Source organism: Yoonia sp. 67-2, from assembly GCF_035117555.1.
Classification (GTDB): domain Bacteria; phylum Pseudomonadota; class Alphaproteobacteria; order Rhodobacterales; family Rhodobacteraceae; genus Yoonia.
On sequence record NZ_JAYKPK010000001.1, the window covers coordinates 330,679 to 354,812 of the forward strand.

Below are 24,134 nucleotides of genomic sequence, written 5' to 3' on the forward strand. Positions count from 1 at the left end.
TGACGATTGACCAGATCGGATCCGTCACCCAATGTGCGGCCATGAGCTTTATCAATCGGATCACCCGCACACCCTTGCCCTATGATGCCGCGCGCGGCGCGGATGCGCTGGCGGCTTTGCCGGACCTGCCGGGGCAGATCAGGGATTTGCTGGCAGGCACAGCCGGGTGCAGCCCCTATCTGGCCGGGCTGATCGGCAGTGAAGGTGACTGGCTGATCCCGGCGCTGGATGATCCTGAAGGTGCTGTGGATCAGATGCTGGCGGAGCTGGGGGATGTGCTGCTGGAGGCGCTGCCAGCGCATTTACGGCAGATCAAGCGCCGGATCGCGCTGATCACCGGGCTGGCCGATCTGGGCGGCGTCTGGCCGCTGGAGATGGTGACCGGCACGTTGACCCGCTTTGCCGATGCCGCCGTCGATACCTGCGTGACCAAACTGGTCGCAGCCGAGGTCGCGCGCGGCAAATTGCCTGCGGGCGATCCGGCCGATGCGGCGGGGATGTTCGTGCTGGCCATGGGCAAGATGGGCGCGGATGAGCTGAATTATTCCTCTGACATCGACCTGATCTGCCTGTTCGATGATGCAAGGTTCGACCCGGACGAAAGTTATGAGGCACGCGCGGCCTTTATCCGTGTCACCCGAAAGATGACCGCGATCCTGTCCGAGGTGAAACAGGGCGGCTATGTCTTTCGCACCGATCTGCGGCTGCGCCCCGATGCCTCGGTCATGCCGGTCTGCATGTCGATGGAGGCGGCGGAACGCTATTACGAAAGCGTGGGGCGCACATGGGAACGGGCTGCGTATATCAAGGCGCGGGTCTGTGCCGGGGATCGCGCGGCGGGGGAGCGGTTTTTGCAAAGCCTGCGGCCTTTCGTCTGGCGCAAGCATCTGGATTTCGCGGCGATCCAGGACGCGCATGACATGCGGCTGAAAATACGTGATCACAAGGGGTTGGGCGGCGCGCTTCATCTGGAAGGTCATGATATGAAACTGGGACGCGGCGGCATCCGCGAGATTGAATTTTTCACCCAGACACGGCAATTGATTGCGGGCGGGCGTGATCCGTCGCTGCGCCTGCGCCGGACTGGCGCAGGTTTGCAGGCGCTGGCCGATGCGGGCTGGATCGGGGCGGATCTGGCGGCAACCTTGCTGGATCATTACCGCCATCACCGCGAGGTCGAACATCGCTTGCAGATGATCAATGATGCGCAGACCCATCATCTGCCGCAGGATGCGGCGGGGTTTGCCCGGCTCGCCGCCTTCATGGGCATTTCGGTGGCGGAGCTGCGCCGTGATCTGACCGAGCGGTTGAACGAGGTTCATGCGCTGACCGAGGATTTTTTTGCCCCCGACGCCAAGCCCAGAAGCCAGATCACCTGGGGGCAGGAGGTTGTCGCGCGCTGGCAGGATTATCCGGCGCTGCGGTCCACGCGCGCGAGCGAGATTTTCGACCGGATCACGCCGCAGATCATGGCGCGGCTGCATGAGGCCGCCCGCCCGGATGAGGCTTTGGCGCAGTTTGACGGTTTCCTGCGCGGCCTGCCTGCCGGGGTGCAATTGTTTTCGCTGTTCGAGGCGAACCCGCAGTTGACGCAATTGATCGTGGATATTGCGGCGACCGCCCCGGCGCTGGCGCAATATCTGTCGCGCAATGCGGGTGTGTTTGATGCGGTGATCGGGGGCGCGTTTTTCAATCCTTGGCCCGGCATGGCTGCGTTGCGTGATGAACTGGCGGAAAGGCTGGCGGGGATCAGTGACTATGAAAGCCAGCTGATCGCGGCGCGCCGTTGGGCCAAGGAATGGCATTTCCGCATTGGCGTGCACCACCTGCGCGGCCTGATCGATGCGCCGACCAGCGGCCAGCATTATGCCGATCTGGCCGAGGCGGTGATTGCGGCACTCTGGCCGCTGATCGTCGCGGAATTTGCCCGCAAACATGGCGCGCCACCGGGGCGTGGCGGGGCTGTTGTCGGCATGGGGTCGCTGGGCGCGGCGCGGCTGAATGCCGGGTCGGATCTGGATCTGATCGTGATCTATGATCCGGACCGTGTGGAAAGCTCGGATGGGCCGCGCCCTTTGGCCACCCGCGCCTATTTCGCGCGGCTGACGCAGGCGCTGATCACGGCGCTGTCGGCGCAGATGTCCGAAGGGCGGCTATATGAGGTGGATATGCGCCTGCGTCCGTCCGGGCGACAAGGGCCGGTGGCAACGTCGCTGGAGGCATTCACGAGTTATCAGAAAAACGAGGCCTGGACCTGGGAACATCTCGCCCTGACCCGCGCGCGCCCGATTGCGGGGGATGCGGCGCTCTGCGCGGATATCGAGGATTTCCGGCAAGCGATCCTGCTGGAAAAAGGGCAGGGGGACAATGTGCTGGCGGATGTAGCCGAGATGCGCGCCAGGCTGGCGCAGGCCAAGGGGCCGGATGGCGAGTGGGATGCCAAGAACGGGCCGGGCCGTTTGCAGGATATCGAATTGATCGCGCAGACGGCGGCCTTGCGCGCAGGCAGCGCCGCGCGTGGTGTAACGGCGCAATTGCACGCAGGCTGCGATGCGGGTTGGCTTGATCCTGCCGACTGCGCCGCAGTCTGCGATGCCGGGACCTTGTTCTGGCGCTTGCAGGCCGCCTTGCGGCTGCTGACGGGTGGGCCGCTCGACCCCGATGATCTGGGCGAAGGCGCGCGCAGGATGATCCTGCGCGAAACTGGCAGCGATGATCTGGAAAGCTTGCAGGCGCGGATGACGGCGCTGCGCAAGAAAGCTGCCGCGGTGATTGACCGCAAACTGGAAAGCGGGACATGAAAGGCGATCCGCATGATCCCAAAGCGCTGATCCGCGAAGCGTATCGGATCGACGGGATCACGGAGGCTGAATGCCGCACGATCTTTCTGGAATGGGCGCTGGAGGTGCAGGATGTGGCTGGGCTGGCGCGGCTCTTGCTGGACCGCCATGCCGGTGAACCTGCGGATCATCCAATGACCCGCCTGTTGCATCAGGCGCAGACGACCAGTTCAGAACCGCGCCGCCGGGGCGGGCGCGCTGGACGGCTGGCCTAGTCTCTTTCAGCTTCTTTTTTCCAAAAATACTCCCGCCGGAGACTCTGGATTATCAGTTACGCGCAAGGCTCAAGCCTGATCGCGACCTTGCCGTTGCTGGGGTCAGGACCCCAGCAACGCCGCCTCGGACGCGAGGGCGGTGATCGCGGCCCAGTCGCGGGCTTTGACCAGATCGGCAGGTGCTATCCAGGACCCGCCGACGCAAAGCGTGTTGGACAGGGCCAGATAGGCGGGCGCATTTTGCAAGGTCACGCCGCCGGTGGGGCAGAATTTGACCTGCGGGATCGGCGCGCCGATGGCTTTGAGTGCGGCCGCACCGCCATTGGCCTCGGCCGGGAAGAATTTCTGCGTGGTATAGCCGCGCTCGAGAAGCCGCATCGCCTCGGTCGCTGTGGCGGCACCGGGCAGCAGCGGCAGGTCATTGGCCTCGCAGGCGTCGAGCAGCCGGTCGGTGGCACCGGGGGCGACGCCGAAAGTGGCGCCTGCGGCCTTGGCGTTTTCGACGTCTTTGGGTGTGAGCAGCGTACCGGCACCGACATGGCCACCGGGCACGCCGGCCATTTCGCGGATCACGTCGAGGGCTGCGGGGGTGCGCAAAGTCACCTCCAGCGCGGGCAGGCCGCCTGCGATCAATGCGCGGGCAAGATCGGCGGCAAGGCTCGCGTCATCGATCACCAAGACCGGGATTACCGGGGCGAGGTTGCAGATATCGGCGGCGGCGATGGAAGCGTCTTGTGGGGTCATCATCTGGTCTTTCTGTGGGTCTGCGCCGGAGCTGTTGCGCTGCCTCCGGCGGGAGTATTTTTGGAAAAAAGAAGACCGGGCGTCAGACGACGACCCCCGCGCCATCGGCGGCATGGCCGACAGAGCGGCGGAACACCTCGAAGAGTTCGCGGCCCACGCCGGTGCCGTTGCCGGTAAGATCGGCCTGGGCCGGGCTGCGGGTGGCAAGGTCCACGCCCAGCACCTCGATCGTGCCTTTGGTCGCGTCGAGCCGGATGATATCGCCGTCCTGCAGCAGGCTGATCGGGCCGCCATCGGCGGCCTCTGGCGACAGGTGGATGGCGGAGGGCACTTTGCCGGAGGCACCCGACATCCGCCCGTCGGTGACGAGGGCGACCTTGAGGCCACGGTCCTGCAACACGGCAAGCGTCGGTGTCAGATTGTGCAATTCCGGCATGCCATTGGATTGCGGTCCCTGAAAGCGGACGACGATCACGGTGTCGGCGGTGAATTCACCGGCTTTGAAGGCATCTTTGACGGCCTCTTGTGTGTGAAAGATCCGCGCCGGGGCTTCGATGATATGCCGTTCAGGGGCAACGGCAGAGGTCTTGATCACGCCACGCCCCAGATTGCCCTTAAGCTGGGTCAGCCCGCCGGATTTAAGGAACGGATCAGCGGCCGGGCGCAGGATACGGTCATTGGCCGAGATCTTGGGGCCGGTTTCATAGACCACCGCATCATCGACCAGTTTGGGCTCACGGGTGTAAAGTTCCAGACCTTTGCCGGCGACAGTCGTTGTATCATCATGCAGCAGGCCCGCATCAAGCAGGTCATTGATCATATAGGCCAGCCCGCCCGCGGCATGGAAATGGTTCACATCGGCCAGACCATTGGGATAGACTTTCGCCATCATCGGCGTGATTGCCGAGATATCGGAGAAATCCTGCAGATCAAGGATCACCCCCGCCGCGCGCGCCATGGCGGGCAGGTGGATCACCAGATTGGTGGACCCGCCCGTCGCCATCAGCCCGACGAGGCCGTTCACGAAAGCTTTTTCATCCAGCACATCGCAGACCGGGGTATATTCATTGCCCAGCCCGGTGATTGCCAGCGCCCGTTCCGTCGCAGCCACGGTCAGCGCGTCGCGCAATGCTGTGCCGGGGTTGATGAAGGAGGAGCCGGGCATATGCAGCCCCATGAATTCCATCAGCATCTGGTTGGAATTGGCGGTGCCGTAAAAGGTGCAGGTGCCCGGGCCGTGATAGCTGGCCATTTCGGCGGCCATCAGCGCATCGCGCCCGACCTCGCCTGTGGCGAATTGCTGGCGCACGCGGGCCTTTTCGTCATTGGGCAGGCCGGAGGTCATGGGCCCGGCGGGCACGAAGATGCCGGGGATATAGCCAAAGGTCGCCGCTGCGATCACCAGACCGGGGACAATTTTATCGCAGACACCGAGGTAAAGCGCGGAATCGAAAACATTGTGCGACAGCCCGACACCGGCAGCCAGCGCGATCACGTCGCGCGAGAAAAGCGACAGTTCCATCCCTGTCTGCCCTTGGGTGACGCCATCGCACATCGCGGGCACGCCGCCTGCGACCTGCGCTGTGCCACCGGCGGCGCGAGCGGCGGCGCGGATCTGGTTAGGATAGGTTTCAAACGGCTGATGCGCGGAGAGCATGTCATTATAGGCGGTGATGATGCCGATATTGCCGGTGGATGCGGCGGCCAATGCCTCCTTATCCCCGCCCATCGCAGCATAGGCATGGGCCTGATTGCCACAGGTCAGATGGGCGCGCCTTGGCCCTTCCGCAGCGGCGCGCGCCATCGTGTCAAAATAGCGGCGGCGCGGCCCTTCGGAGCGGGCGCGGATACGGTCGGTGACGGCGGCAATAGTCGGATGAAGCGGCATCTGAATCCTCTTTGTCTGATAGCAACAAGGTAACAGATGCTGTTAGCGCTAACAAGGGGTGGAGTGTTTTCATCACGCGCTGTGATTGGCATTTACCTGCTGTCGGGATGTGTGATAAAAAGCAGAGTGTCTTAACCAGTTGGAGTTGTTAAATGTTACGTAGGGTTGTTTTAGTATCACTGTTGCTTGGCGCTTTGTCTGCCTGTTCATCAGTGGTGAGCCGGTCTGATCCACGGATGGATGGGACCCGGTCCTATGAATTGCAAGGGATCACCTTTACCGCCTTGCCCGATCTTGTCGTGTCGGAGGCGAATTCATATTATCCGTCCGTTGATGTTGTCTGGCGCGGTGATCCTTTGGGTGACCGGATCACGCAGATCGGGACCATGTTTCAGGAAGCGGCACGGCGCAATGTCGGTACGTTCGGTGGCACGCGGCCAATCATCGCCGATATCGTGTTGACCCGGTTTCATGGCGTGACCGAGCGGACGAATTATTCCTACGGCGGCACCCATGATATCCGGTTCCTGATGACCGTGCGTGATGCCCGCACTGGCGAAGTGCTGGAACCCCAGCGCCGGATCGTGGCAGAGCTTGATGCGCCGGGCGGGGAAGAAGCCGTGCGTCTGAATGCCATCGGTCAGACCCAGCGGGTCCGTGTGACGGATTTCCTGGCCAGCGTATTGCGTGACGAGTTGAGATAACCTAAAGCCATTGTTGCGCAATGGCGCGTCCCTTTTGACTGCGTCAGGTGCAACAATGGAACTTTCAACTGTCCGGCTCATCCCAAAGGCCGAAGCGCGGGCAATCCGCCACGGCTTTCCCTGGGTCTATGCCAATGAATTGGTGACAGACCGCCGCACACGCGGTCTGACGCCCGGCAGTCTTGCGCTGCTGGAAGATGCCAATCGCACGCCGATGGGTGTGGTTGCGGTGAACCCGGTCTCCAAGATCATCTGCCGTATGCTGGATCAGGACCCCGCGGCGGTGATTGATCAAGCCTGGTTCGCGGCAAAGATCAGCCGTGCCCTGGCGCATCGCGCGCGGATTTATCCTGATCCTTTCTATCGTCTGATCCATGCCGAGGCGGATGGCCTGCCCGGCGTGATCATTGACCGTTTTGGCGATATCGCTGTGGTGCAGCCCAATGCGGCCTGGGCTGAGGTGCTGATCGTGCCTTTGGTCGCCGCCTTGCAGGATGTGACAGGTGTCAGCACGGTCATCATGAATGGCACCGGCCGGACCCGCGCGCTGGAAGGTCTGGACGAAAAGATGGATGTGCTGGCAGGGCAGGCGCCCACAGCACCCGTGCCGGTACCGATGAATGGTGCCGTCTATATGGCCGATATCATGGGTGGTCAGAAAACCGGCCTGTTCTTTGATCAACGCCCGAATCATGCTTTTGCGGCGGGTTTGGCACGCAATGCCCGGGTGCTGGATGTGTTCAGCCATGTCGGCGGCTTCGGGCTGGCGGCTTTGGCGCAGGGTGCGGCATCGGTGCTGGCGGTTGATGGATCGGCCCCGGCGCTGGAATTGGCTGAACAGGGCGCGGCGCGGATGGGTGTCGCGGACAGGTTCACCACCCGTAAAGGCGATGCTTTTGACGTGCTGACCGAACTGGCCGAAGCGGGCGAGGTCTTTGACATCGTGATCTGCGATCCGCCCGCCTTTGCCCCCGGCAAACCGGCGGTCGAGGCGGGGTTGCGCGCCTATGAACGCGTCGCGCGGCTGGCGGCGGCTTTGGTGGCACCGGATGGCTATCTGGGCCTGTGTTCCTGTTCGCATGCGGTCGATCTGACGCGGTTCCGCAATGCCTCGGCGCGCGGGATTGGCCGCGCCGGGCGGCGTGGGCAGATCATCCATACCGGCTCTGCCGGGCCGGACCATCCGCTGCTGCCGCATCTGGCGGAAAGCGGCTATCTGAAGGCTGTGTTCTTCCGGCTATGAGGGTCCTGATCGACGCCTGCGTGCTGTATCCCACCGTCATGCGCGAAATGGTGTTGGGGGTGGCGGCGCAGGGTCTTTTCGCGCCGCGCTGGTCAGATCGTGTGCTGGAAGAATGGGCGCGCGCGGCGGGTACGCTTGGCGCCGCCGAGGAAGTCTGGGCGCGCGGGGAGATCGCGGCGCTTGCCGCCGGATTTCCCGATGCGCTGATCCGCTATGATACCGGGCTGGAGCGGCGCTATTGGCTGCCTGATCCGAACGATATCCATGTGCTGACAGCGGCGGTTGCCGGGTCCTGCGATGCGATCCTGACGATGAATGCTAAGGATTTCCCCCGCAACATGCTGGAGGATGAAGGGCTGGCGCGGCTGGACCCGGATGGATTTCTGCTGGATTTGTGGCGCGATTCCCCTGATGCTGTGCGCGATGTGGCAGAGGCCGTGCTGGCCGAGGCGCAGCGCCTGTCAGGGGCAGACTGGACCCTGCGCGCTTTGCTGAAAAAGGCGCGGCTGCCGCGACTGGGCAAGGCTTTGACAGCGGGGTAGCGTCCGATGATCACGCAGATCGCGGATTATTTTGACAAAGGCTGCGGGCGCTGCGCCCGGTTCGCGACCGAGGATTGCAGCGTGCAGCTTTGGCAACCGGGTCTGCGCGCGCTGCGGCAGATCTGCCTGGACGCGGGGCTGACCGAACAGGTCAAATGGGGCCATCCTTGCTATAGCCATCAGGGCCGCAACATCGCGATCATCGGCGCGCAGCGTGGTGGCATAAGGCTGGGGTTTTTTAACCCAAGCCTGATGCGCGATCCGGATGGTGTTCTGGAACGGCAAGGGCCAAATACCCCGCATCCCGATGTGATCCGGCTGACAGATGCTGATTCGGTCGCACGCCTTGCGCCGGTGATCGCGGCCTATCTGGCAGAGGCTGTGGGCTATGCGACGGCAGGGATCAAACCGGCGAAACCGACAGGAGAGATTGAATTGCCCGACGCGTTGATCACCGCTTTGGACGATGACCCGGAACTGGCCGAGGCTTTTGCCGCCCTGACGCCGGGACGGCAGAAAAGCTATGTGATCATGGTCAATGGCGCCAAGGCAGAGGCGACGAAACGGGCGCGGATCGCCAGGGCGCGGGACAAGATCATCGCGGGCAAAGGCGCGATGGAGCGGTAAAAGGACTTTTATACGCTCCGCGCGGGGAGTATTTTTGGAAATAAGAAGTCAGGGCGTGGTCAAAGCCATTTCGCCTCATTCGCTTCGATCGCGGCGATGCGTTGCGGCGTTTTTGGATGGCTCATCATCCAGGCGGGGGTGGCCGCGCCATTGGCCCTGGTCAGTTTTTCCAGCTTGGTGAACATCGATTTCTGCGGCCCGGTGCCGATCCCCGCCTTGACGAGCAGGGCCGAGGCATAGGCATCCGCCTCGAACTCATCGTCGCGCGACAGGCGGGCGGCGATCAGGCTGATCAGCCCGGTGGCGATCCAGGGGCCGATGCCGGGCAGGAAGCGGTTGAAGATCATCGCAAGCGCCGTGCGCATCGCGTTTTGCGCGGAAAAATCGATCATCCGGCGGCGCGAATGGCCCAAGGCGACATGGCCCAGTTCATGCGCGATGACGCTGGCCATTTCCTCTGACGTGACTTGCCCGGCGCGGTATTTGTTGAAAAATCCGCGGGTGATGAAGATGCGCCCGTCCGGGGCGGCAAGGCCGTTGACCTGCGGGATTTCATAGATATGCACCCGGATCCGCTCAATCTCGAGCGCTTTGGCCATGCGGTCCATCAGCACTTTGAGGATCGGATCAGCTAGTTCTGTCGATTTCTCGTCCAATTCACGCGCCGTGCGCCAGACCGAAAACCGGAACATCGCATAGCCGTAAACCAGCGCCAATATGATCGGGAGAAACTTCATCATGGGACTGATATGGGGCGCGTGTCAGGCATTGCCAATGGCCTGCTTTGTCGCGCCCTGCTTCTTATTTCTCCAAATACTCCCCGCGCGGAGCGCATAAAAGTCTTCACCCCACCAGCGCCTTCATCCCGCGGTTGATCCCGTCCAGCGTCATCGGCACCATGCTATCTGCGCCCATAATCTCGCGGATCATGTTGATGGATTGGGTATAGGGCCAATGCGCCTCAGGAACCGGGTTGATCCAGAGAGTATCGCGCCAATGATCCCTCGCGCGGGCCAGCCAGATGGCACCAGCCTCGGCGTTCATATGTTCATTGGCGCCGCCGGGATAGGCGATCTCGTAGGGTGACATGCTGGCATCACCCACGAATATACATTTGTAGTCAGGCCCGTAGGTGTGGATGACGTCCCAAGTGGCAGTTTGTGCATCCCAGCGGCGGCGGTTGTCTTTCCACACACCTTCGTAAAGGCAATTGTGGAAATAGAAATGCTGGAAATGTTTGAATTCCGATTTGGCGGCGCTGAACAATTCCTCCACCACCTTCACATGCGGGTCCATGGAGCCGCCGATATCGAGGAAGAGCAGCACCTTGACCGCGTTGCGCCGTTCGGGCCGCGTCTGCACGTCCAGATAGCCATGTTCCGCCGTGGCCCGGATCGTACCATCAAGGTCGAGTTCATCCGCCGCCCCATCCCGCGCCCAGCGGCGCAGGCGTTTGAGCGCGACCGTGATGTTGCGCGTCCCCAGCGCCACGCTGTCATCAAGATTGCGGAATTCGCGTTTGTCCCAGACCTTGACCGCGCGCTGGTGGCGGCTTTTATCCTGCCCTATCCGCACACCTTCGGGGTTATAGCCATAGGCACCAAAGGGCGACGTTCCCGCCGTGCCGATCCATTTGGAGCCGCCCTGATGGCGGCCTTTCTGTTCGGCCAGCCGTTCCTTGAGGGTTTCCATCAGCTTGTCAAAGCCACCAAGGGCGGCGATTTCCGCCTTTTCCGCCTCGGTCAGATGCTTTTCAGCCAGCTTTTCCAGCCAATCTCCGGGGATGTCGACGGCGTTCAGAACAGCCTCGACCGGGATCGCCTCCAGCCCTTGAAAACTGGCGGCGAAGGCGCGGTCAAAACGGTCAAGATGGGCTTCATTCTTCACCATCACCGTGCGGGCCAGATAATAGAACGCCTCCACATCATAGGTGGCGAGGCCCGCTTTCATCCCTTCCAGAAACGACAGAAATTCGCGCAAGGAGACCGGCACCCCGGCTTTGCGCAGATTGTCGAAGAAGGGCAGGAACATCAGGTCAGGCTGCGTTCAATCGCGATCAGCAAAAACAGCCCGAGGATGCCAAAGAGGATCGCAAAGGCTGCCGCCCATTGCAGCATGTCAGGCACTTTGCCGCCGCGCGATTTCGCGCGCCATGCGCCCAGGGCGGCCCCGAACAAAAGTCCTGCAAGTGGATAGATCATCGGTGCATTCTTTCTAGCTTGGCGGCCGTGGCAGGCTTGCGATTTCGTTCAGCCTGTCGACCACCTGGTCCCGGCTGCCAAAGCCGTATAGCCCCCATCCCAGACTGTCCAGCCGCAGCGCCATGGCAGCCTCGGTCTGGCCTTGCAGATCCAGCGCCTCGGCCCGGAACATCATCAAGAGGCTGAGTAAGGCCGCGTTTTCATGACGACGCGCGACAGTGATTGCCGGGCCGGTCAGGGCCAGAACGGCGTCTGAATCCCGCGCGATCAGCGCAAAGGCGGCGCGTTGCACATCGACTTGGGCGGCATGGATGCGCAGATTGGGATCGCCCTGATAGGCCGCAATGGCGGTCGTGAAAGCGCCAAGCGCGAGGCCGGGATCATTGCTGAGCTGCAGGCGGCCAAAGACATATTGCGCAAAGCCGGTCCGCACATCGGACCAGCCACGCGCCTGCCCGATGGCAATGGCGCGCGCCGCCTCTTGCCGACGGGCGGCAGGAGATGCGCCGCTGCCGCCCAAGGCGACCTGAATAGCGGCCATCCAGTCGCGGGTGGTTTCCTGCGGCGCTTGCCCCCGCATGCCTTCGCCAGCCGGGTTGAGCCGCGCGAGGATGCGGGGCACCAGCGCCATGACTTCGGCCTGCGACATGCCGCTGCTGAGTTCGGGCGCATAGGTCACCCGCAGGATCAGCATGTCGAATGGCGTCAGCACCGCATGCATATTGTCATCGTTGAAGACCGAATCCGGCAGGCGGTAAAGGTCATTGAGCGGGCCGAGCGCCTGGGCCAATTCTTCATGCAGGCAATCACGCATTTCCTGTGGCGTGGAATTGTCCGGCATGAAGACGGCGGCGCGGTCGCGCATCTGCAACGTCGTCCAGTCGATCACAGGGGAATTGCGGTTGCGGCGCAGCTCGCCCCAGTCGCGCACGCGCGGCACGACGAAACAGGCAGCGCCCGGGGCCACTTGCCGCATCTGGCGTGCATTGACCAGTTCGATCACGATATTGGCGTCAGCACCTGCCGTGCTGCGGATATCAATCCCGGCCTCGGCCCGCAGACGGGCGAGCAAGCCTTCCAGATCGTTGACAATATGGGCGGGGGCCGGGCCGTTGAACCGCACCGTGACGGGAGTTTCAAAGCGGGTAAAGACCGGCAGGACCCGCCCGCTTTCCAGCCGAAAGCTGAGGTCGGAAAAATCACGGGTGATTTCAGCATTGGGGCGCAGGGTGCCACCGGGGCTGGATGCCGCAAAGCTGCGCATCGGCGGGAAGTCGAGCACAATGGCGTCCTCTTCGGGTGCCATCGGGCCGGTGGGGGGCATCGGCGCGCAGGCAGCCAGCAGCAGGCCGGCACATAAGATCAGATATTTCATGGTTGTCCCGGTCGTTGACGCGCCTTGTGCAGCATAAGGCCTGTGGCTGCGAAGGCCAGTCACGTCGCTGTGCGGCATGGTCACCTTTGTTTGCGTGCCATGAAGGCCAGCCGTTCGAACAGATGCACATCCTGTTCATTCTTCAGCAGCGCGCCATGCAGCCGGGGCAGGGCATTTGCGGGATCATTGCGCAGATCCTCTGCTGTCAGATCCTCGGCCAGAAGCAGTTTGAGCCAATCCAGCACTTCCGAGGTGGAAGGTTTTTTCTTCAGCCCCGGAGTCTCTCGGATTTCATAGAACTGCGTCAGCGCGGTGGTCAGCAGCGCATCCTTGATTCCGGGATGATGCACGGCGACGATCTGGCGCAAGGTGTCGATATCGGGGAAACGGATGGAATGGAAAAAGCAGCGGCGCAGAAAAGCGTCGGGCAATTCCTTTTCGTTGTTGGATGTGATGATGACGATGGGCCGGTGGATCGCCTTGACCGTCTCGCCCGTCTCGTAGACGTGGAATTCCATCCGGTCGAGTTCCTGCAACAGATCATTGGGGAATTCGATATCGGCCTTGTCGACCTCGTCGATCAGCAGCACGACCCGGCCATCTGCGCCGAACGCCTGCCACAATTTCCCTTTGCGGATGTAATTGCCCACGTCATTGACCCGCGGATCGCCCAATTGGCTGTCGCGCAGGCGGCTGACGGCATCATATTCGTAGAGCCCCTGCTGCGCCTTGGTGGTCGATTTGATATGCCATTCGATTATCGGCAGCCCAAGGGCGGCGCTGACCTGACGGGCAAGTTCCGTCTTGCCTGTTCCCGGTTCACCCTTGACCAAAAGCGGGCGCTGCAATGTGACGGCGGCATTGACCGCCATCTTCAGATCATCGGTGGCGATATATGTGTCAGTGCCGGAAAACTGCATCTTTTAACCTTTTGATTTCAGGCCAAGCTAGCACGTCCCGCAGCATCATCAACACCCCGCCAGCGTGCAATTTGGGGGGGTGACATGGGCGGACCAAAGGAGTAAACGGCGCAACAAATGGGGGTGGGTTGCCGCAACTGCCCAACCAAGCCCCCCAAGGTGCCAGCCAAGGGAAATACGATGAAAGCCGAAAGTTTTCTGTCTAACGATTACCGTCCCGCCGATGACGAACCTTTCATGAATGAACGTCAGACCGAGTATTTTCGCCGCAAGTTGCTGGACTGGAAGGCAGAGATTCTGGAAGACAGCCGCGACACTGTCGCCGGCATGAAAGACCAGACCCGCAATATCCCCGATGTGGCCGACCGCGCTTCCGAGGAAACCGACCGCGGTCTGGAATTGCGCACCCGCGACCGGCAGCGCAAACTGGTCAGCAAGATCGACGCCGCTTTGCGCCGGATCGAGGATGGCGAATATGGCTATTGCGAAATCACGGGCGAGCCGATTTCGCTGAAACGTCTGGATGCCCGCCCCATCGCGACGATGAGCCTTGAGGCACAGGAACGCCACGAGCGCCGCGAAAAAGTCCACCGCGACGATTGAGGTGGGCGCGAATGCATCCCGCGATGTCGCTATCATCGGCGGTGGGATCGGCGGGCTGACAGCGGCTTTGGCCTTTGCCCGGATGGGCGCAAAGGTCAGTGTTTACGAACAGGCCGCTGCGATTTCCGAAGTCGGGGCAGGGCTGCAGATCACCCCCAATGGCGCACGGGCTTTGCACGGCCTGGGGCTAGAAAATGCGCTGGACTCAGCAGGTCTGGCTGCGGCGGCGGTGATCCCTTCAGATGCGCTGACCGGGCGCATGATTGCACGGTTTGATCTGACCCGCCAAAATCCTGTTTACCGATTCCTGCACCGCGCTGATCTGATTGGCCTGCTGGCACAGGCTTGCGCCGATCATGGCGCGCAGATCGTGCTGAATGCGCGGATCGCGGCGGTGGCGGCTGATGGGTCATTTGACACCGGGGCAGGCCGGGTGTCCCCCAGCCTGACGATTGGTGCCGATGGGCTGCATTCCATCCTGCGCCCGGTGCTGAACGGAACGGATGCGTCGTTTTTCACCGGGCAGGTGGCTTGGCGCGCGATCATTCCCGCCTCAAATGCTGATCCTGTCGCCCGCATCTGGATGGCACCGGGCCGCCATCTTGTAACCTATCCCTTGCCCGGCAAAAGGCTGAATATCGTCGCGGTGCAGGAACGCGCGACTTGGGCCGCCGAAGGATGGCACCATACCGATGATCCCGCCCATCTGCGTGCTGCTTTCGCCGATTGCGTGCCGGTGCTGCGCGATATGCTGGCACAGGTGGAGGTGACAAAGCTCTGGGGCCTGTTCCGCCATCCTGTTGCGGATCATTGGCATGGTGCCAACACCGCCATCCTCGGCGATGCCGCGCATCCGACGCTGCCGTTTTTGGCGCAGGGCGCTAATCTCGCGATTGAGGATGCCTATGTGCTGGCGCGTTGCTGCGATAAGACCGCCGATCTGGCGCAGGCGCTGCAAGCTTACCAGACCGCCCGCCGCCCGCGCGTGGCCCGCGCCATCGCCGCCGCCAATGCCAATGCGCGCAATTATCATCTGTCGGGATTGCAGCGCAAAATCGCCCATACTGGTCTGAAAGCCTTAGGCAAACTCGCCCCCGACGCTTTCATCAACCGGCTTGGCTGGCTCTATAACCACGACGTCACATCTTCATCTGTTTAAAAATATCCCCGCCGGAGGCTACAAGCCCCGTCAGGGGCGCAGTTCCAGCCAGACCGGCACATGATCGGACGGTTTATCGCGCCCACGCAGATCCCTCTCGATCCAGCAATCCGCCAGCAGATCCGCCGCTTGCGGGGTCAGCAGATGGTGATCGATGCGGATACCATTGTTCTTTTCCCAAGCGCCCGCCTGATAATCCCAGAAGGAATAATGCCCCGGCCCCATCTCGCGCGCGCGAAACGCTTCGGTAAAGCCAAGGTTCAGGATACGGCGATAGGCGGCACGGCTGTCGAGGCGAAACAACGCATCATCGCGCCATGCGTCGGGCTTGGCCGCATCCATTGCCTGCGGGATGATGTTGTAATCGCCTGCCATGATTGCCGGTTGCTCGGATGCCAGCAGATCGCGGGCGCGGGCCAAAAGCCGGTCCATCCATGCGAGTTTATAGTCAAATTTCGGCCCCGGCGCCGGGTTGCCGTTGGGCAGATACAACCCGCAAATCCGCACAGCCACGTCACCGACGACAGTCGCTTCGATCCAGCGGGCCTGTTCATCCGTTTCATCGCCCGGCAGGCCGCGCGTCACGTCCTCTAACGGCAGTTTTGACAGCAAAGCGACCCCGTTGAACCCCTTTTGCCCGTGGGTGGCGACATTATAGCCCAGATCCTCGATCTCGGACCGGGGGAAACCTTCGTCCTGCGATTTGATCTCTTGCAGGATCGCGACGTCAGGCTGGGTCTCGCGCAGCCAAGTGGTCAGCGTATCGATCCGGGCTTTCACGCCGTTGATGTTGAATGTCGCGATCTTCATTACATCGAAAACGATGTGCCGCAGCCGCAGGAAGACGCGGCATTGGGATTATTGATCACGAAACGCGCGCCGATCAGTTCTTCGGTGAAGTCAATCTCTGCATCCGCAAGGAAGGGCAGGGACACAGGGTCAATCACCACGGTTTCACCATCCGCGGACAGGACAAGATCATCGCCCTTCACCTCATCCAGATCAATTTCATATTGAAACCCCGAACACCCGCCGCCTTCAACAGCGATCCGCAGGGCCTTGCCTTGTGCGGCGGCACCAATCTCGGCCAGCCGTTCAAAGGCACGGGGCGTGACTTTTGGCGGGATTGTCAGCATGGGGACACCTATCGGTTTGTTCATTCTTTCCATATAAGGCGGGCAGGCAACAGCGACAACAGGCAAACAAATGACAGCCCCCTATGCGACCGATCCCGCCAATCCGCGCGGGCGGCTATACACTGAAGAAGAAAGCACTTTCCGCTCGCCGTTCCAGCGGGATCGCGACCGGATTATTCACGCTTCCGCCTTTCGGCGGCTGAAACACAAGACGCAGGTGTTTATCGAACATGAGGGCGATTATTTCCGCACCCGCCTGACCCATTCGATCGAGGTGGCGCAGGTCGCGCGCACGATTGCGGCGACCTTGGGGTTGAATGTGGAACTGACCGAGGCGGTGGCTTTGGCGCATGATCTGGGCCACACGCCCTTTGGGCATACGGGCGAGGAAGCGCTGGATGCGCTGATGCAGCCCTATGGCGGGTTTGACCATAACGCGCAGGCCCTGAGGATCGTCACCGATCTGGAACGGCATTATGCGGAATGGGACGGGTTGAACCTGACCTGGGAGACGCTGGAAGGGATTGCCAAACATAACGGGCCGGTCACCGGGGATATTCCCTATGCGCTGGCCGCCTATAATGACCGGCACGATCTGGAACTGCACACCCATGCCAGTGCAGAGGCGCAAGTCGCTGCACTTTCAGACGATATTGCCTATAATAACCACGACTTGCATGACGGACTTCGTGCAGAGCTTTTCAGCACAGATGATCTGGCGGAATTGCCGATCCTGCGCGATTGCTTTGCCCGGGTCGATGCGAAATATCCCGGCCTGAATTATTACCGGCGTCGGCACGAGGCGTTGCGGCGGTTCTTTGGTGTGCTGGTCGAGGATGTGATCGCGGTCAGCCGCCGCAATCTGGCCGATCTGAACCCGGCCACCGTGCATGATATCCGCCATGCCGGGCGGATGGTGATCCAGTTTTCGCCGGAACTCTGGACTGACCTGAAAGTGATCCGCAAATTCCTGTTTGAACGGATGTATCGCGCCCCTGCGGTGGTGGAAATGCGGGTCGTGGTCACAAAAATGGTCAATGAACTCTTCCCGTTTTTCATCGCAAACCCCGGTGAATTGCCCAAACAATGGCGCAAGGATGTGGCCGATGCGGCTGATCAGACCGCCCTGGCGCGGATCGTGGCGGATTATATCGCGGGCATGACCGACCGTTTCGCCATTCAGGAACATAAGCGCCTGATCGGGGGCGAAACCATCCCGCCCGGTGTGATCGACGGGAATTGACGCGGGCGGCGGGGGTGATACACCCGTCCCATCAAAAATGGACCATAAAATGAACCTTTTCGCCGATATGCGGGGCCGCGTGCTGGCCTGTCTTGACCAGATGGTTGCTGAAGGTGCTTTGCCGCCTGATCTGAACATGGATGCCGTTGCGGTGGAACCGCCCCGCGATGCCGCCCATGGCGATATGGCGACCAATGCCGCGATGGTGCTGGCGAAGCCTGCCGGCAAGAACCCGCGCGCAATTGCCGATGCTTTGGCGCTGAAACTGGCCGGTGATGATCTGGTCGCCAGCGCCGATGTTGCGGGGCCAGGGTTTCTGAACATGCGTCTGGTGCCTGCCGCCTGGCAGGGCATCGTGAAATCGGCTTTGGCTGATGCCACATTTGGCCGCTCTACCCTGGGACAGGGTAAGCGCATGATGGTGGAATATGTCTCTGCCAACCCGACCGGGCCTTTGCATGTCGGCCATACGCGGGGTGCCGTGTTCGGTGACGCGCTGGCCAGCCTGCTGGACTATGCCGGTTACGATGTGACGCGCGAATATTACATCAATGACGGTGGTGCGCAGGTCGATGTGTTGGCCCGGTCGGTCTATCTGCGCTATGTCGAGGCGCATGATCTGACGGTCGATTGGCCAGAAGGGTCCTATCCCGGTGACTATCTGATCCCGGTGGGTGAGGCGCTGAAGGATAAGGTAGGCGATGCCTTCCTTGATAAGGGGGAGCAATTCTGGCTCGAAGAGGTCCGTGAATTCGCGACCGAGGCGATGATGACGCTGATCCGCGAGGATCTGGCGCAACTCAACATCGAGATGGATAGTTTCTATTCCGAAAAATCATTATATGGCAGTGGTTTGATCGAGAAAGCGATTGCAGAACTTGATGCCAAGGGGCTGATCTATCGTGGCACGCTGGAACCACCCAAAGGCAAAGTGCCCGATGATTGGGAACCGCGTGAACAGACCTTGTTCCGCTCGACCGCGCATGGCGATGATGTCGACCGGCCGGTGCAGAAATCGGATGGGGCATGGACTTATTTCGCGCCCGATATCGCCTATCATTACGACAAGGTGCAGCGCGGGTTCGATATGCTGATCGACGTTTTCGGCGCGGATCACGGCGGCTATGTCAAGCGGATGAAGGCGGCGGTGTCCGCCCTGTCCGATGGCAAGGTGCCGCTCGATATCAAGCTGACGCAATTGGTGAAGCTTTATAAGAACGGTGAGCCGTTCAAAATGTCGAAACGGGCAGGGACATTCATCACCCTGCGCGACGTGGTGGATGAGGTCGGGCCGGATGTGACCCGGTTCCATATGCTGACGCGCAAGAATGACGCGCCGCTGGATTTCGACTTTGCCAAGGTGCTGGAACAATCCAAGGATAACCCGGTCTTTTACGTCCAATATGCCCATGCGCGGGTCAATTCGGTGCTGCGCAAAGCGGTGGAAGCCGGCGTCAAGGTGGATGATGCCACATTGGCCGCCGTCGATCTGTCCGGTCTCGCGCATGAGGCGGAACTGGCCGTCGCGCGCAAGATCGCGGAATGGCCACGGCTGGTCGAGATTGCGGCCAAAGGCCATGAGCCGCACAGGATCGCCTTCTATCTCTACGATCTTGCTTCGGATTTCCATGCGCTTTGGAACCGTGGCAATGACGATCAATCGCTGCGTTTCCTGCAAGAGGGTGATTCTGATACAACACAAGCGAAAATTGCGCTGATCCGGGCCGTTGCGATTGTTATTTCGCACGGTTTGGGTATTCTTGGCGTCACACCGGCGGAAGAAATGCGTTAACGCAACCCCGCCGCATTGAGCAGTTAACAAGACCCCACAAGCCACAAATGGCATGGGCAGTGAGGCAGTGATGGCGACTTATGATCAGGGGCATGCCCCGCAAACGGGTGCAGCACGCGGGCAGGGTTTCGTCAATGTCGTGGGTGCCGTGGTGTCCTTGTCGCTGATCATCGGCGTCGGTTACTGGGGCTATCAGCTGATCATGCGCGATGTCAGCGGCATCCCCGTGGTGCGCGCGATGGAAGGCGAGATGCGGGTCCTGCCCGATGATCCAGGCGGCGATATCGCCGGCAACGCGGGTCTGGCGATCAATGAACTGGTCGCGCAGGGCGAAGCCGCGGGGCCAGAGGATCGTCTGGTGCTGGCACCCGTGACCCAAGGTCTCGCGCAGGAAGATATGGCGACGCCGACCGCGATGGTGGTCGATGACATCACTGACCAGACCATGATCCCCAATGCCGTGCTGCCCGGCACGGCCGAGGCTGCGGCCAGCACCAATGCCACGGTCGATGATGTGCTGGCGATGGTGGCCGATATCACAGCCGAAGAAGAGGCCGAGGAGGTCGCCGCCATGGATCGCCTGCCCGCATCGGTGCACGGTGTCGCCGTGTCTTTGCGTCCGATCGTGCGGCCTGCGTCCTTGCGCCCAGCCTCCGCCGCAGCACCTGCCCCGGCGCAAGCGGCCCCTGTGGCGACACCGGTGACCGACGTGTCCGTGACAACGACAGATTTTGCCGTTGGCACCGATCTGGTGCAATTGGGGGCGTTTTCGACAGCAGAGCTCGCCGCTGAAGAATGGAACCGCCTGCAATCACGCTTTGGCTCGCTGATGAACGGGCGCAACCGCGTCGTTCAGGTCAGCAATCAGACCAGCGGCACCTGGTATCGGTTGCGCGCCAGCGGTTTCGCCGACCGCGATGATGCGCGCCGGTTCTGCGCCGCGCTGGAGGCTGAAGGTGCCGAATGTATCGCGGTCGTGGTCAATTAAGTGACGCAAACCGCCGCGATTTTCGGGCCAGCGGGGCTGGCCTTGACCGCATGGGAGGCCGGGTTCTTCCGCGAGGCTGATCCGTTCGGCTTCATCCTTTTCGCCCGCAATATCGACAATCCTGATCAGTTGCGCCGCCTGACAGGGGACCTGCGCGCCGCTCTGGGCCGCGATGCGCCGGTGCTGATCGATCAGGAAGGTGGCCGTGTGCAGCGGATGCGCAGCCCGCATTGGCGCGAATATCTGCCTGCGCTGGATCAGATGGGCCGCGCGCATGACCCGCTGCGCGCGCAATATCTGCGCTATGTCCTGATCGCAGATGAATTGCGGTCTGTGGGGATCGACGTGAATTGCGCGCCTCTGGCCGATATTGCGGAGGAGGCGACGCATCCATTCCTACAAAACCGGTTATATGGTTATGATGTCGCCACGGTCGTTGCCGCCGCCCGCGCCTGTGCCGATGGCCTGCTGGCGGGTGGGGTGTTGCCGGTGCTGAAACATATCCCCGGCCATGGCCGCGCGCGGGCGGATAGCCATCTGTCCTTGCCGCGTGTCACGTCCTCTGTCGATGATTTGACGGCGCATGATTTCGCCCCCTTCGCGGCGCTGAATGATCTGCCGATGGGGATGACCGCGCATATCGTCTTCGAGGCTTTGGATGCGGATCACCCCGCCACGACCTCAGCCATCATGATGCAGGTCATCCGCGACCAGATCGGCTTTGACGGGCTGTTGATGTCGGATGATCTGTCGATGCAGGCGCTGGCGGGCACAATGGGTGAGCGCAGCCATGCCGCCATCGCCGCTGGCTGTGATCTGGTGCTGCATTGCAACGGCGATCCGGGTGAAATGGCCCAAGTGGCGCAGACTGCCGGCCCGATGTCCGATGCCGCCACGCGCCGCGCCAATCGCGCGCTGGCCCTGCGCAAACCGCCTGCGCCGATTGACATTGCAGCGATAGAGGCCAAATTTAACGCGCTTACAGCGTAAGGCCCTGCCGATGGATGATTTCGAGGATGACAGCACCCGTATCAGCGCCCGCGTCGCCGCCGAGGCGCTGATTGTCGATGTCGGTGCCTATGAAGGGCCGCTCGATCTGTTGCTGACCCTGTCACGCACGCAAAAGGTCGATCTGCGGCAAATCTCCATTCTGGCGCTGGCGCAGCAATATCTGGCCTTTGTCGAACAGGCCAAGGCGCTGCGGCTGGAACTCGCCGCAGATTATCTGGTGATGGCGGCCTGGCTCGCCTTTCTGAAATCCCGCCTGCTGCTGCCGCCTGATCCACGGGAAGAGGGGCCATCGGGCGAGGAACTCGCCGCGCATCTGGCGTTCCAGCTGGAACGGCTGGCGGCAATGCGCGAGGCGGCGGCGAAACTGATGGCGCGCGATCAATTGGGCCGCGATTTCTTTGCCCGTGGCATCACCGAGGATGTGCAGCGCGTCCGGCGCATCAGCTATACCGCCACGCTGCTGGATCTGATGCAGGGCTATGCCCGGATCCGGACCCGCGATGATTTCCGGCCATTCGTGCTCGACCGCGAACATGTGATGACGATGGAACAGGCGCTGGAACGGATGCGGCATCTGATCGGCTTTGCCGGGGATTGGACCGATATTGTGAGCTATCTGCCCGATGGCTGGGACGCCGACCCGCAACGCAGGCGGTCCACCACGGCGGCGACCTTTGCCGCGTCGCTGGAACTGGCCAAGGAAGGCAAGATCGAAATCCGGCAGGCGGATGTTTTCTCGCCTATCCAAATCCGCAAGAAAGACCCGCGCCATGGCTAAACCGCAAAACGACAGCCTGTTCGAGGCGCCCCCGATGGCCGAACAGGAACGGATGGTCGAGGCGATCCTGTTCGCCAGCGCCGATCCGGTCACCGTGCAGCAACTGGCAGGCCGGATGCCGCATGGCTGCGACCCGGCAGAGGCGCTGGCTTATCTGCGCAAACGTTACGACGGGCGCGGGGTGAATGTGGTCAAGATCGGCGATGCCTGGGCGATCCGCACCGCACCCGATCTGGGTTTTCTGATGCAAAAGGAAATCGTGGAGGTGCGCAAACTGTCACGCGCCGCGATCGAGACGCTGGCCATCGTCGCCTATCACCAGCCCGTCACCCGCGCCGAGATCGAAGAGATCCGGGGCGTCAGCGTCAGCCGTGGCACGATTGATCAGTTGATCGAGATGGAATGGATCCGGTTTGGCCGGCGCAAGATGACGCCGGGCCGGCCGGTGACTTTTGTCGTCACGCAAGGTTTTCTTGATCATTTCGGTCTCGAAAACACCCGCGATCTGCCAGGGCTGAAGGAATTGCGCGCCGCCGGGCTGCTGGAAAACCGGCCGCCGCCGGGGGCCAATGCCTTGGGCGATCACGAAGAGGATAGCGGTGATGGGGATCAGTCAGAGCTGTTTGAAGAATAGCGCCAGCCGTGCTAAGTTTGCCCCAGACGAGTGCAAAGGAATGGTGCGATGAATATGAATAGATTGATCTCGATGATCGTGCGGCAGGTGCTGAATGTCGCCATGCGCAAAGGCATGCAGATGGCGTCAAAAACTGGTCAGAAACCGCGGACTGCGGCCCCCACAGATACCAACATCAAACAAGCGGCCAAGGTCACGCGGCGGGTGATCCGCTAGTCTTGAAATGTTTGGACAGTTTTAACCCCTGTCCTTGATAATTGGATTTTATCGCCTGCCCGTATAATGCCTCGGGCAGGGCGGCCATATGTTCATAGACCAGCCGCCCCACGACCTGCCCGTGTTCCAGAACGAAGGGCGCTTCGTGGCAGCGCACCTCCAGCACCCCGCGCGATCCGGCTCCACCGGCGGCGGCATAGCCGAAACCGGGGTCAAAGAACCCAGCATAATGCACCCGGAATTCACCGACCATCGCGAGATAGGGGGCCATTTCGGCGGCCTGCATCGGCGGGATCACAATCGATTCGCGGCTGACGAGGATGTAGAAGGCGCCGGGATCAAGGATGATCCAGCCGGTATCGGTATGGACGGGTTCCCAGAATTCAGCGGGGTCGTAATAGTTCAGTTTCGCCAGATCGATAACCCCGGTATGCGGCTTGGCGCGATAGCCGACAAGATTGCCCTCTGCAGGCCGCAGATCGACGGAAAAGCCCAGACCGTCAGAAATCACCGGATCACCCGACACGATGGGCGTCACCGCATGGAGCGCGCGCAGGGCCTCATCCGACATCATGGTCTTGCCGTGGCGGAAAATGATCTGGTTCAGCATCTGGCCGGGCTGGGCCACAACCGAAAACGACCGGGGGCAAATCTCAACAAACAACGGGCCGTGATATCCCGCAGGCACCCGGTCAAATTCGACGCCATGATCGGTGATGATCCGGGTCAGCAGGTCCAGCCGCCCGATGGATGATTTCGCCGATGCTGCCCCGGTCATGCCAGCGGGCAGGGCGAGGCTTTCCATCAAAGGCACGACATAGACGCAGCCTTTTTCCAGCACGGCCCCGCCGGTCAGGTCAATCGCATGCATCTGGAAATCAGCAAGGCGTTCGGTGACTGTCCGCGCCCGCCCCGCCAGAAACGAGGCGCGCACGCGGTAGGCGGTGGTCCCCAGTCGCAAATCCAGCGACGCAGGCTGAATTTGCCCCGCATCAATCGGCGCAGCGGCGCTGATCGCACCCGCAGCAATCAAATCGCGGATCTGGTGATCTGCCAAAACGCCGTTTTGCATGGTGATTGTCCCTTTTGGATACCAAAACGCCCGCTGCGCGAAAACGCAAGCGGGCGATTGTTGGTCGGGCTAGCAGGACTCGAACCTGCGACCTTCCGTCCCCCAGACGGACGCGCTACCAGGCTGCGCTATAGCCCGACTGAGGGCGTTCATACTGGAATTACAGGCAGGAACAAGCCCGAAAAGCATCATCGTCAGAGCCA

Annotated in this window: 25 protein-coding genes and 1 tRNA gene; 15 read left to right on the plus strand and 11 right to left on the minus strand. The window is 61.5% G+C overall.

Going from position 1 to position 24,134, the window contains the following annotated elements:
* Positions 1–41: 41 nt before the first annotated feature.
* Positions 42–2,801 (plus strand): glutamine-synthetase adenylyltransferase, encoded by a 2,760-nt coding sequence (locus tag VOY09_RS01695; protein WP_322892614.1) that lies wholly within the window; start codon positions 42–44, stop codon positions 2,799–2,801.
* Positions 2,798–3,055 carry a hypothetical protein gene (locus tag VOY09_RS01700; RefSeq protein WP_322892613.1) on the plus strand — a complete coding sequence of 86 codons (258 nt, stop codon included), beginning with the start codon at positions 2,798–2,800 and terminating at the stop codon, positions 3,053–3,055. The genes VOY09_RS01695 and VOY09_RS01700 overlap by 4 nt, the downstream gene beginning before the upstream one ends.
* A gap of 102 nt (positions 3,056–3,157) precedes the next feature.
* On the opposite strand, the gene eda is transcribed toward VOY09_RS01700, so the two are convergent.
* Both eda and edd read right to left on the minus strand, forming a co-directional pair.
* A complete protein-coding gene (gene eda, locus VOY09_RS01705; RefSeq protein WP_322892612.1) occupies positions 3,158–3,799 on the minus strand; it encodes a bifunctional 4-hydroxy-2-oxoglutarate aldolase/2-dehydro-3-deoxy-phosphogluconate aldolase in 642 nt (213 codons plus the stop codon).
* 82 nt (positions 3,800–3,881) lie between these two features.
* A complete protein-coding gene (edd, locus tag VOY09_RS01710) occupies positions 3,882–5,687 on the minus strand; it encodes a phosphogluconate dehydratase (protein WP_322892611.1) in 1,806 nt (601 codons plus the stop codon).
* Between the two features lie 152 nt (positions 5,688–5,839).
* On the opposite strand from edd, the gene VOY09_RS01715 reads away from it, so the two are divergent.
* Genes VOY09_RS01715 through VOY09_RS01730 form a run of 4 tightly spaced genes read left to right on the plus strand, consistent with a single transcriptional unit; the run spans position 5,840 to position 8,803 of the window.
* Positions 5,840–6,391, plus strand: coding sequence for a DUF6778 family protein (locus VOY09_RS01715; RefSeq protein WP_322892610.1), 552 nt, complete (start codon positions 5,840–5,842; stop codon positions 6,389–6,391).
* Between the two features lie 55 nt (positions 6,392–6,446).
* On the plus strand, positions 6,447–7,634 hold the full coding sequence (locus VOY09_RS01720; RefSeq protein ID WP_322892609.1) for an RSP_2647 family RNA methyltransferase: 1,188 nt from the start codon (positions 6,447–6,449) through the stop codon (positions 7,632–7,634).
* On the plus strand, positions 7,631–8,176 hold the full coding sequence (locus VOY09_RS01725; protein ID WP_322892608.1) for an RSP_2648 family PIN domain-containing protein: 546 nt from the start codon (positions 7,631–7,633) through the stop codon (positions 8,174–8,176). The genes VOY09_RS01720 and VOY09_RS01725 overlap by 4 nt, the downstream gene beginning before the upstream one ends.
* A 6-nt stretch (positions 8,177–8,182) precedes the next feature.
* Positions 8,183–8,803: a YdeI/OmpD-associated family protein gene (locus VOY09_RS01730; protein ID WP_322892607.1), complete on the plus strand. Its 621-nt coding sequence runs from the start codon at positions 8,183–8,185 to the stop codon at positions 8,801–8,803.
* A 59-nt stretch (positions 8,804–8,862) separates the two neighbouring features.
* Here VOY09_RS01730 and VOY09_RS01735 read toward each other — a convergent pair whose 3' ends face one another.
* The 5 genes from VOY09_RS01735 to VOY09_RS01755 all read right to left on the minus strand — a co-directional run bounded on the left by VOY09_RS01735 (position 8,863) and on the right by VOY09_RS01755 (position 13,299).
* On the minus strand, positions 8,863–9,543 hold the full coding sequence (locus VOY09_RS01735) for a M48 family metallopeptidase (protein WP_322892606.1): 681 nt from the start codon (positions 9,541–9,543) through the stop codon (positions 8,863–8,865).
* Positions 9,544–9,646: 103 nt separating this feature from the next.
* Positions 9,647–10,834: a VWA domain-containing protein gene (locus tag VOY09_RS01740; protein ID WP_322892605.1), complete on the minus strand. Its 1,188-nt coding sequence runs from the start codon at positions 10,832–10,834 to the stop codon at positions 9,647–9,649.
* Positions 10,834–11,004 carry a hypothetical protein gene (locus VOY09_RS01745; protein ID WP_322892604.1) on the minus strand — a complete coding sequence of 57 codons (171 nt, stop codon included), beginning with the start codon at positions 11,002–11,004 and terminating at the stop codon, positions 10,834–10,836. The genes VOY09_RS01740 and VOY09_RS01745 overlap by 1 nt, the downstream gene beginning before the upstream one ends.
* 13 nt (positions 11,005–11,017) lie before the next feature.
* Positions 11,018–12,379 carry a DUF2927 domain-containing protein gene (locus VOY09_RS01750; protein ID WP_322892603.1) on the minus strand — a complete coding sequence of 454 codons (1,362 nt, stop codon included), beginning with the start codon at positions 12,377–12,379 and terminating at the stop codon, positions 11,018–11,020.
* An 80-nt stretch (positions 12,380–12,459) separates the two neighbouring features.
* Entirely contained in the window at positions 12,460–13,299 is an 840-nt protein-coding gene (locus VOY09_RS01755; RefSeq protein WP_322892602.1) for a MoxR family ATPase, read from the minus strand.
* Between the two features lie 180 nt (positions 13,300–13,479).
* Between VOY09_RS01755 and dksA the strand changes: the two genes are divergently transcribed.
* Positions 13,480–13,902 carry an RNA polymerase-binding protein DksA gene (dksA, locus tag VOY09_RS01760; protein WP_322892601.1) on the plus strand — a complete coding sequence of 141 codons (423 nt, stop codon included), beginning with the start codon at positions 13,480–13,482 and terminating at the stop codon, positions 13,900–13,902.
* A gap of 1 nt (position 13,903) precedes the next feature.
* Complete coding sequence (locus VOY09_RS01765; protein ID WP_322892953.1) at positions 13,904–15,061, plus strand: FAD-dependent monooxygenase; 1,158 nt, start codon at positions 13,904–13,906, stop codon at positions 15,059–15,061.
* A 30-nt stretch (positions 15,062–15,091) separates the two neighbouring features.
* On the opposite strand, the gene xth is transcribed toward VOY09_RS01765, so the two are convergent.
* Together xth and VOY09_RS01775 are read right to left on the minus strand one after the other, a co-directional pair.
* The gene (xth, locus tag VOY09_RS01770) at positions 15,092–15,871 is read right to left on the minus strand and encodes an exodeoxyribonuclease III (RefSeq protein WP_322892600.1); all 780 of its coding nucleotides are present in this window, start codon (positions 15,869–15,871) and stop codon (positions 15,092–15,094) included.
* Positions 15,871–16,197 (minus strand): iron-sulfur cluster assembly accessory protein, encoded by a 327-nt coding sequence (locus VOY09_RS01775; RefSeq protein ID WP_322892599.1) that lies wholly within the window; start codon positions 16,195–16,197, stop codon positions 15,871–15,873. The genes xth and VOY09_RS01775 overlap by 1 nt, the downstream gene beginning before the upstream one ends.
* Before the next feature lie 70 nt (positions 16,198–16,267).
* Between VOY09_RS01775 and VOY09_RS01780 the strand changes: the two genes are divergently transcribed.
* From VOY09_RS01780 to VOY09_RS01810, 7 genes are all read left to right on the plus strand, one after another.
* Positions 16,268–17,440 carry a deoxyguanosinetriphosphate triphosphohydrolase gene (locus VOY09_RS01780; RefSeq protein WP_322892598.1) on the plus strand — a complete coding sequence of 391 codons (1,173 nt, stop codon included), beginning with the start codon at positions 16,268–16,270 and terminating at the stop codon, positions 17,438–17,440.
* Positions 17,441–17,489: 49 nt separating this feature from the next.
* Positions 17,490–19,232 (plus strand): arginine--tRNA ligase, encoded by a 1,743-nt coding sequence (gene argS / locus VOY09_RS01785; protein ID WP_322892597.1) that lies wholly within the window; start codon positions 17,490–17,492, stop codon positions 19,230–19,232.
* Between the two features lie 70 nt (positions 19,233–19,302).
* Entirely contained in the window at positions 19,303–20,220 is a 918-nt protein-coding gene (locus VOY09_RS01790) for an SPOR domain-containing protein (protein ID WP_322892596.1), read from the plus strand.
* On the plus strand, positions 20,221–21,210 hold the full coding sequence (gene nagZ, locus VOY09_RS01795; RefSeq protein WP_322892595.1) for a beta-N-acetylhexosaminidase: 990 nt from the start codon (positions 20,221–20,223) through the stop codon (positions 21,208–21,210).
* A 10-nt stretch (positions 21,211–21,220) separates the two neighbouring features.
* Positions 21,221–22,009, plus strand: coding sequence for a ScpA family protein (locus VOY09_RS01800; protein WP_322892594.1), 789 nt, complete (start codon positions 21,221–21,223; stop codon positions 22,007–22,009).
* Positions 22,002–22,643, plus strand: a complete 642-nt coding sequence (gene scpB, locus VOY09_RS01805) for an SMC-Scp complex subunit ScpB (protein WP_322892593.1) — start codon at positions 22,002–22,004, stop codon at positions 22,641–22,643. Before VOY09_RS01800 ends, scpB begins: the two co-directional genes overlap by 8 nt.
* A gap of 48 nt (positions 22,644–22,691) precedes the next feature.
* Complete coding sequence (locus VOY09_RS01810) at positions 22,692–22,859, plus strand: hypothetical protein (protein ID WP_322892592.1); 168 nt, start codon at positions 22,692–22,694, stop codon at positions 22,857–22,859.
* On the opposite strand, the gene VOY09_RS01815 is transcribed toward VOY09_RS01810, so the two are convergent.
* Both VOY09_RS01815 and VOY09_RS01820 read right to left on the minus strand, forming a co-directional pair.
* Positions 22,837–23,931, minus strand: coding sequence for a 2'-deoxycytidine 5'-triphosphate deaminase (locus VOY09_RS01815; protein WP_322892591.1), 1,095 nt, complete (start codon positions 23,929–23,931; stop codon positions 22,837–22,839). The two genes, VOY09_RS01810 and VOY09_RS01815, sit on opposite strands and share 23 nt — an antisense overlap.
* Positions 23,932–23,992: 61 nt before the next feature.
* Positions 23,993–24,069: transfer RNA gene (locus VOY09_RS01820), tRNA-Pro, on the minus strand.
* Positions 24,070–24,134 lie beyond the last annotated feature (65 nt).

Bases quoted from the DNA above. Each gene is read 5' to 3' on its own strand.
- VOY09_RS01695 (WP_322892614.1), top strand. From the start codon at position 42: ATGAGCTTTATCAATCGGATCACCCGCACACCCTTGCCCTATGATGCC.
- VOY09_RS01700 (WP_322892613.1), top strand. From the start codon at position 2,798: ATGAAAGGCGATCCGCATGATCCCAAAGCGCTGATCCGCGAAGCGTAT.
- eda (WP_322892612.1), bottom strand. From the start codon at position 3,799: ATGACCCCACAAGACGCTTCCATCGCCGCCGCCGATATCTGCAACCTC.
- edd (WP_322892611.1), bottom strand. From the start codon at position 5,687: ATGCCGCTTCATCCGACTATTGCCGCCGTCACCGACCGTATCCGCGCC.
- VOY09_RS01715 (WP_322892610.1), top strand. From the start codon at position 5,840: ATGTTACGTAGGGTTGTTTTAGTATCACTGTTGCTTGGCGCTTTGTCT.
- VOY09_RS01720 (WP_322892609.1), top strand. From the start codon at position 6,447: ATGGAACTTTCAACTGTCCGGCTCATCCCAAAGGCCGAAGCGCGGGCA.
- VOY09_RS01725 (WP_322892608.1), top strand. From the start codon at position 7,631: ATGAGGGTCCTGATCGACGCCTGCGTGCTGTATCCCACCGTCATGCGC.
- VOY09_RS01730 (WP_322892607.1), top strand. From the start codon at position 8,183: ATGATCACGCAGATCGCGGATTATTTTGACAAAGGCTGCGGGCGCTGC.
- VOY09_RS01735 (WP_322892606.1), bottom strand. From the start codon at position 9,543: ATGATGAAGTTTCTCCCGATCATATTGGCGCTGGTTTACGGCTATGCG.
- VOY09_RS01740 (WP_322892605.1), bottom strand. From the start codon at position 10,834: ATGTTCCTGCCCTTCTTCGACAATCTGCGCAAAGCCGGGGTGCCGGTC.
- VOY09_RS01745 (WP_322892604.1), bottom strand. From the start codon at position 11,004: ATGATCTATCCACTTGCAGGACTTTTGTTCGGGGCCGCCCTGGGCGCA.
- VOY09_RS01750 (WP_322892603.1), bottom strand. From the start codon at position 12,379: ATGAAATATCTGATCTTATGTGCCGGCCTGCTGCTGGCTGCCTGCGCG.
- VOY09_RS01755 (WP_322892602.1), bottom strand. From the start codon at position 13,299: ATGCAGTTTTCCGGCACTGACACATATATCGCCACCGATGATCTGAAG.
- dksA (WP_322892601.1), top strand. From the start codon at position 13,480: ATGAAAGCCGAAAGTTTTCTGTCTAACGATTACCGTCCCGCCGATGAC.
- xth (WP_322892600.1), bottom strand. From the start codon at position 15,871: ATGAAGATCGCGACATTCAACATCAACGGCGTGAAAGCCCGGATCGAT.
- VOY09_RS01775 (WP_322892599.1), bottom strand. From the start codon at position 16,197: ATGCTGACAATCCCGCCAAAAGTCACGCCCCGTGCCTTTGAACGGCTG.
- VOY09_RS01780 (WP_322892598.1), top strand. From the start codon at position 16,268: ATGACAGCCCCCTATGCGACCGATCCCGCCAATCCGCGCGGGCGGCTA.
- argS (WP_322892597.1), top strand. From the start codon at position 17,490: ATGAACCTTTTCGCCGATATGCGGGGCCGCGTGCTGGCCTGTCTTGAC.
- VOY09_RS01790 (WP_322892596.1), top strand. From the start codon at position 19,303: ATGGCGACTTATGATCAGGGGCATGCCCCGCAAACGGGTGCAGCACGC.
- VOY09_RS01800 (WP_322892594.1), top strand. From the start codon at position 21,221: ATGGATGATTTCGAGGATGACAGCACCCGTATCAGCGCCCGCGTCGCC.
- scpB (WP_322892593.1), top strand. From the start codon at position 22,002: ATGGCTAAACCGCAAAACGACAGCCTGTTCGAGGCGCCCCCGATGGCC.
- VOY09_RS01810 (WP_322892592.1), top strand. From the start codon at position 22,692: ATGAATATGAATAGATTGATCTCGATGATCGTGCGGCAGGTGCTGAAT.
- VOY09_RS01815 (WP_322892591.1), bottom strand. From the start codon at position 23,931: ATGCAAAACGGCGTTTTGGCAGATCACCAGATCCGCGATTTGATTGCT.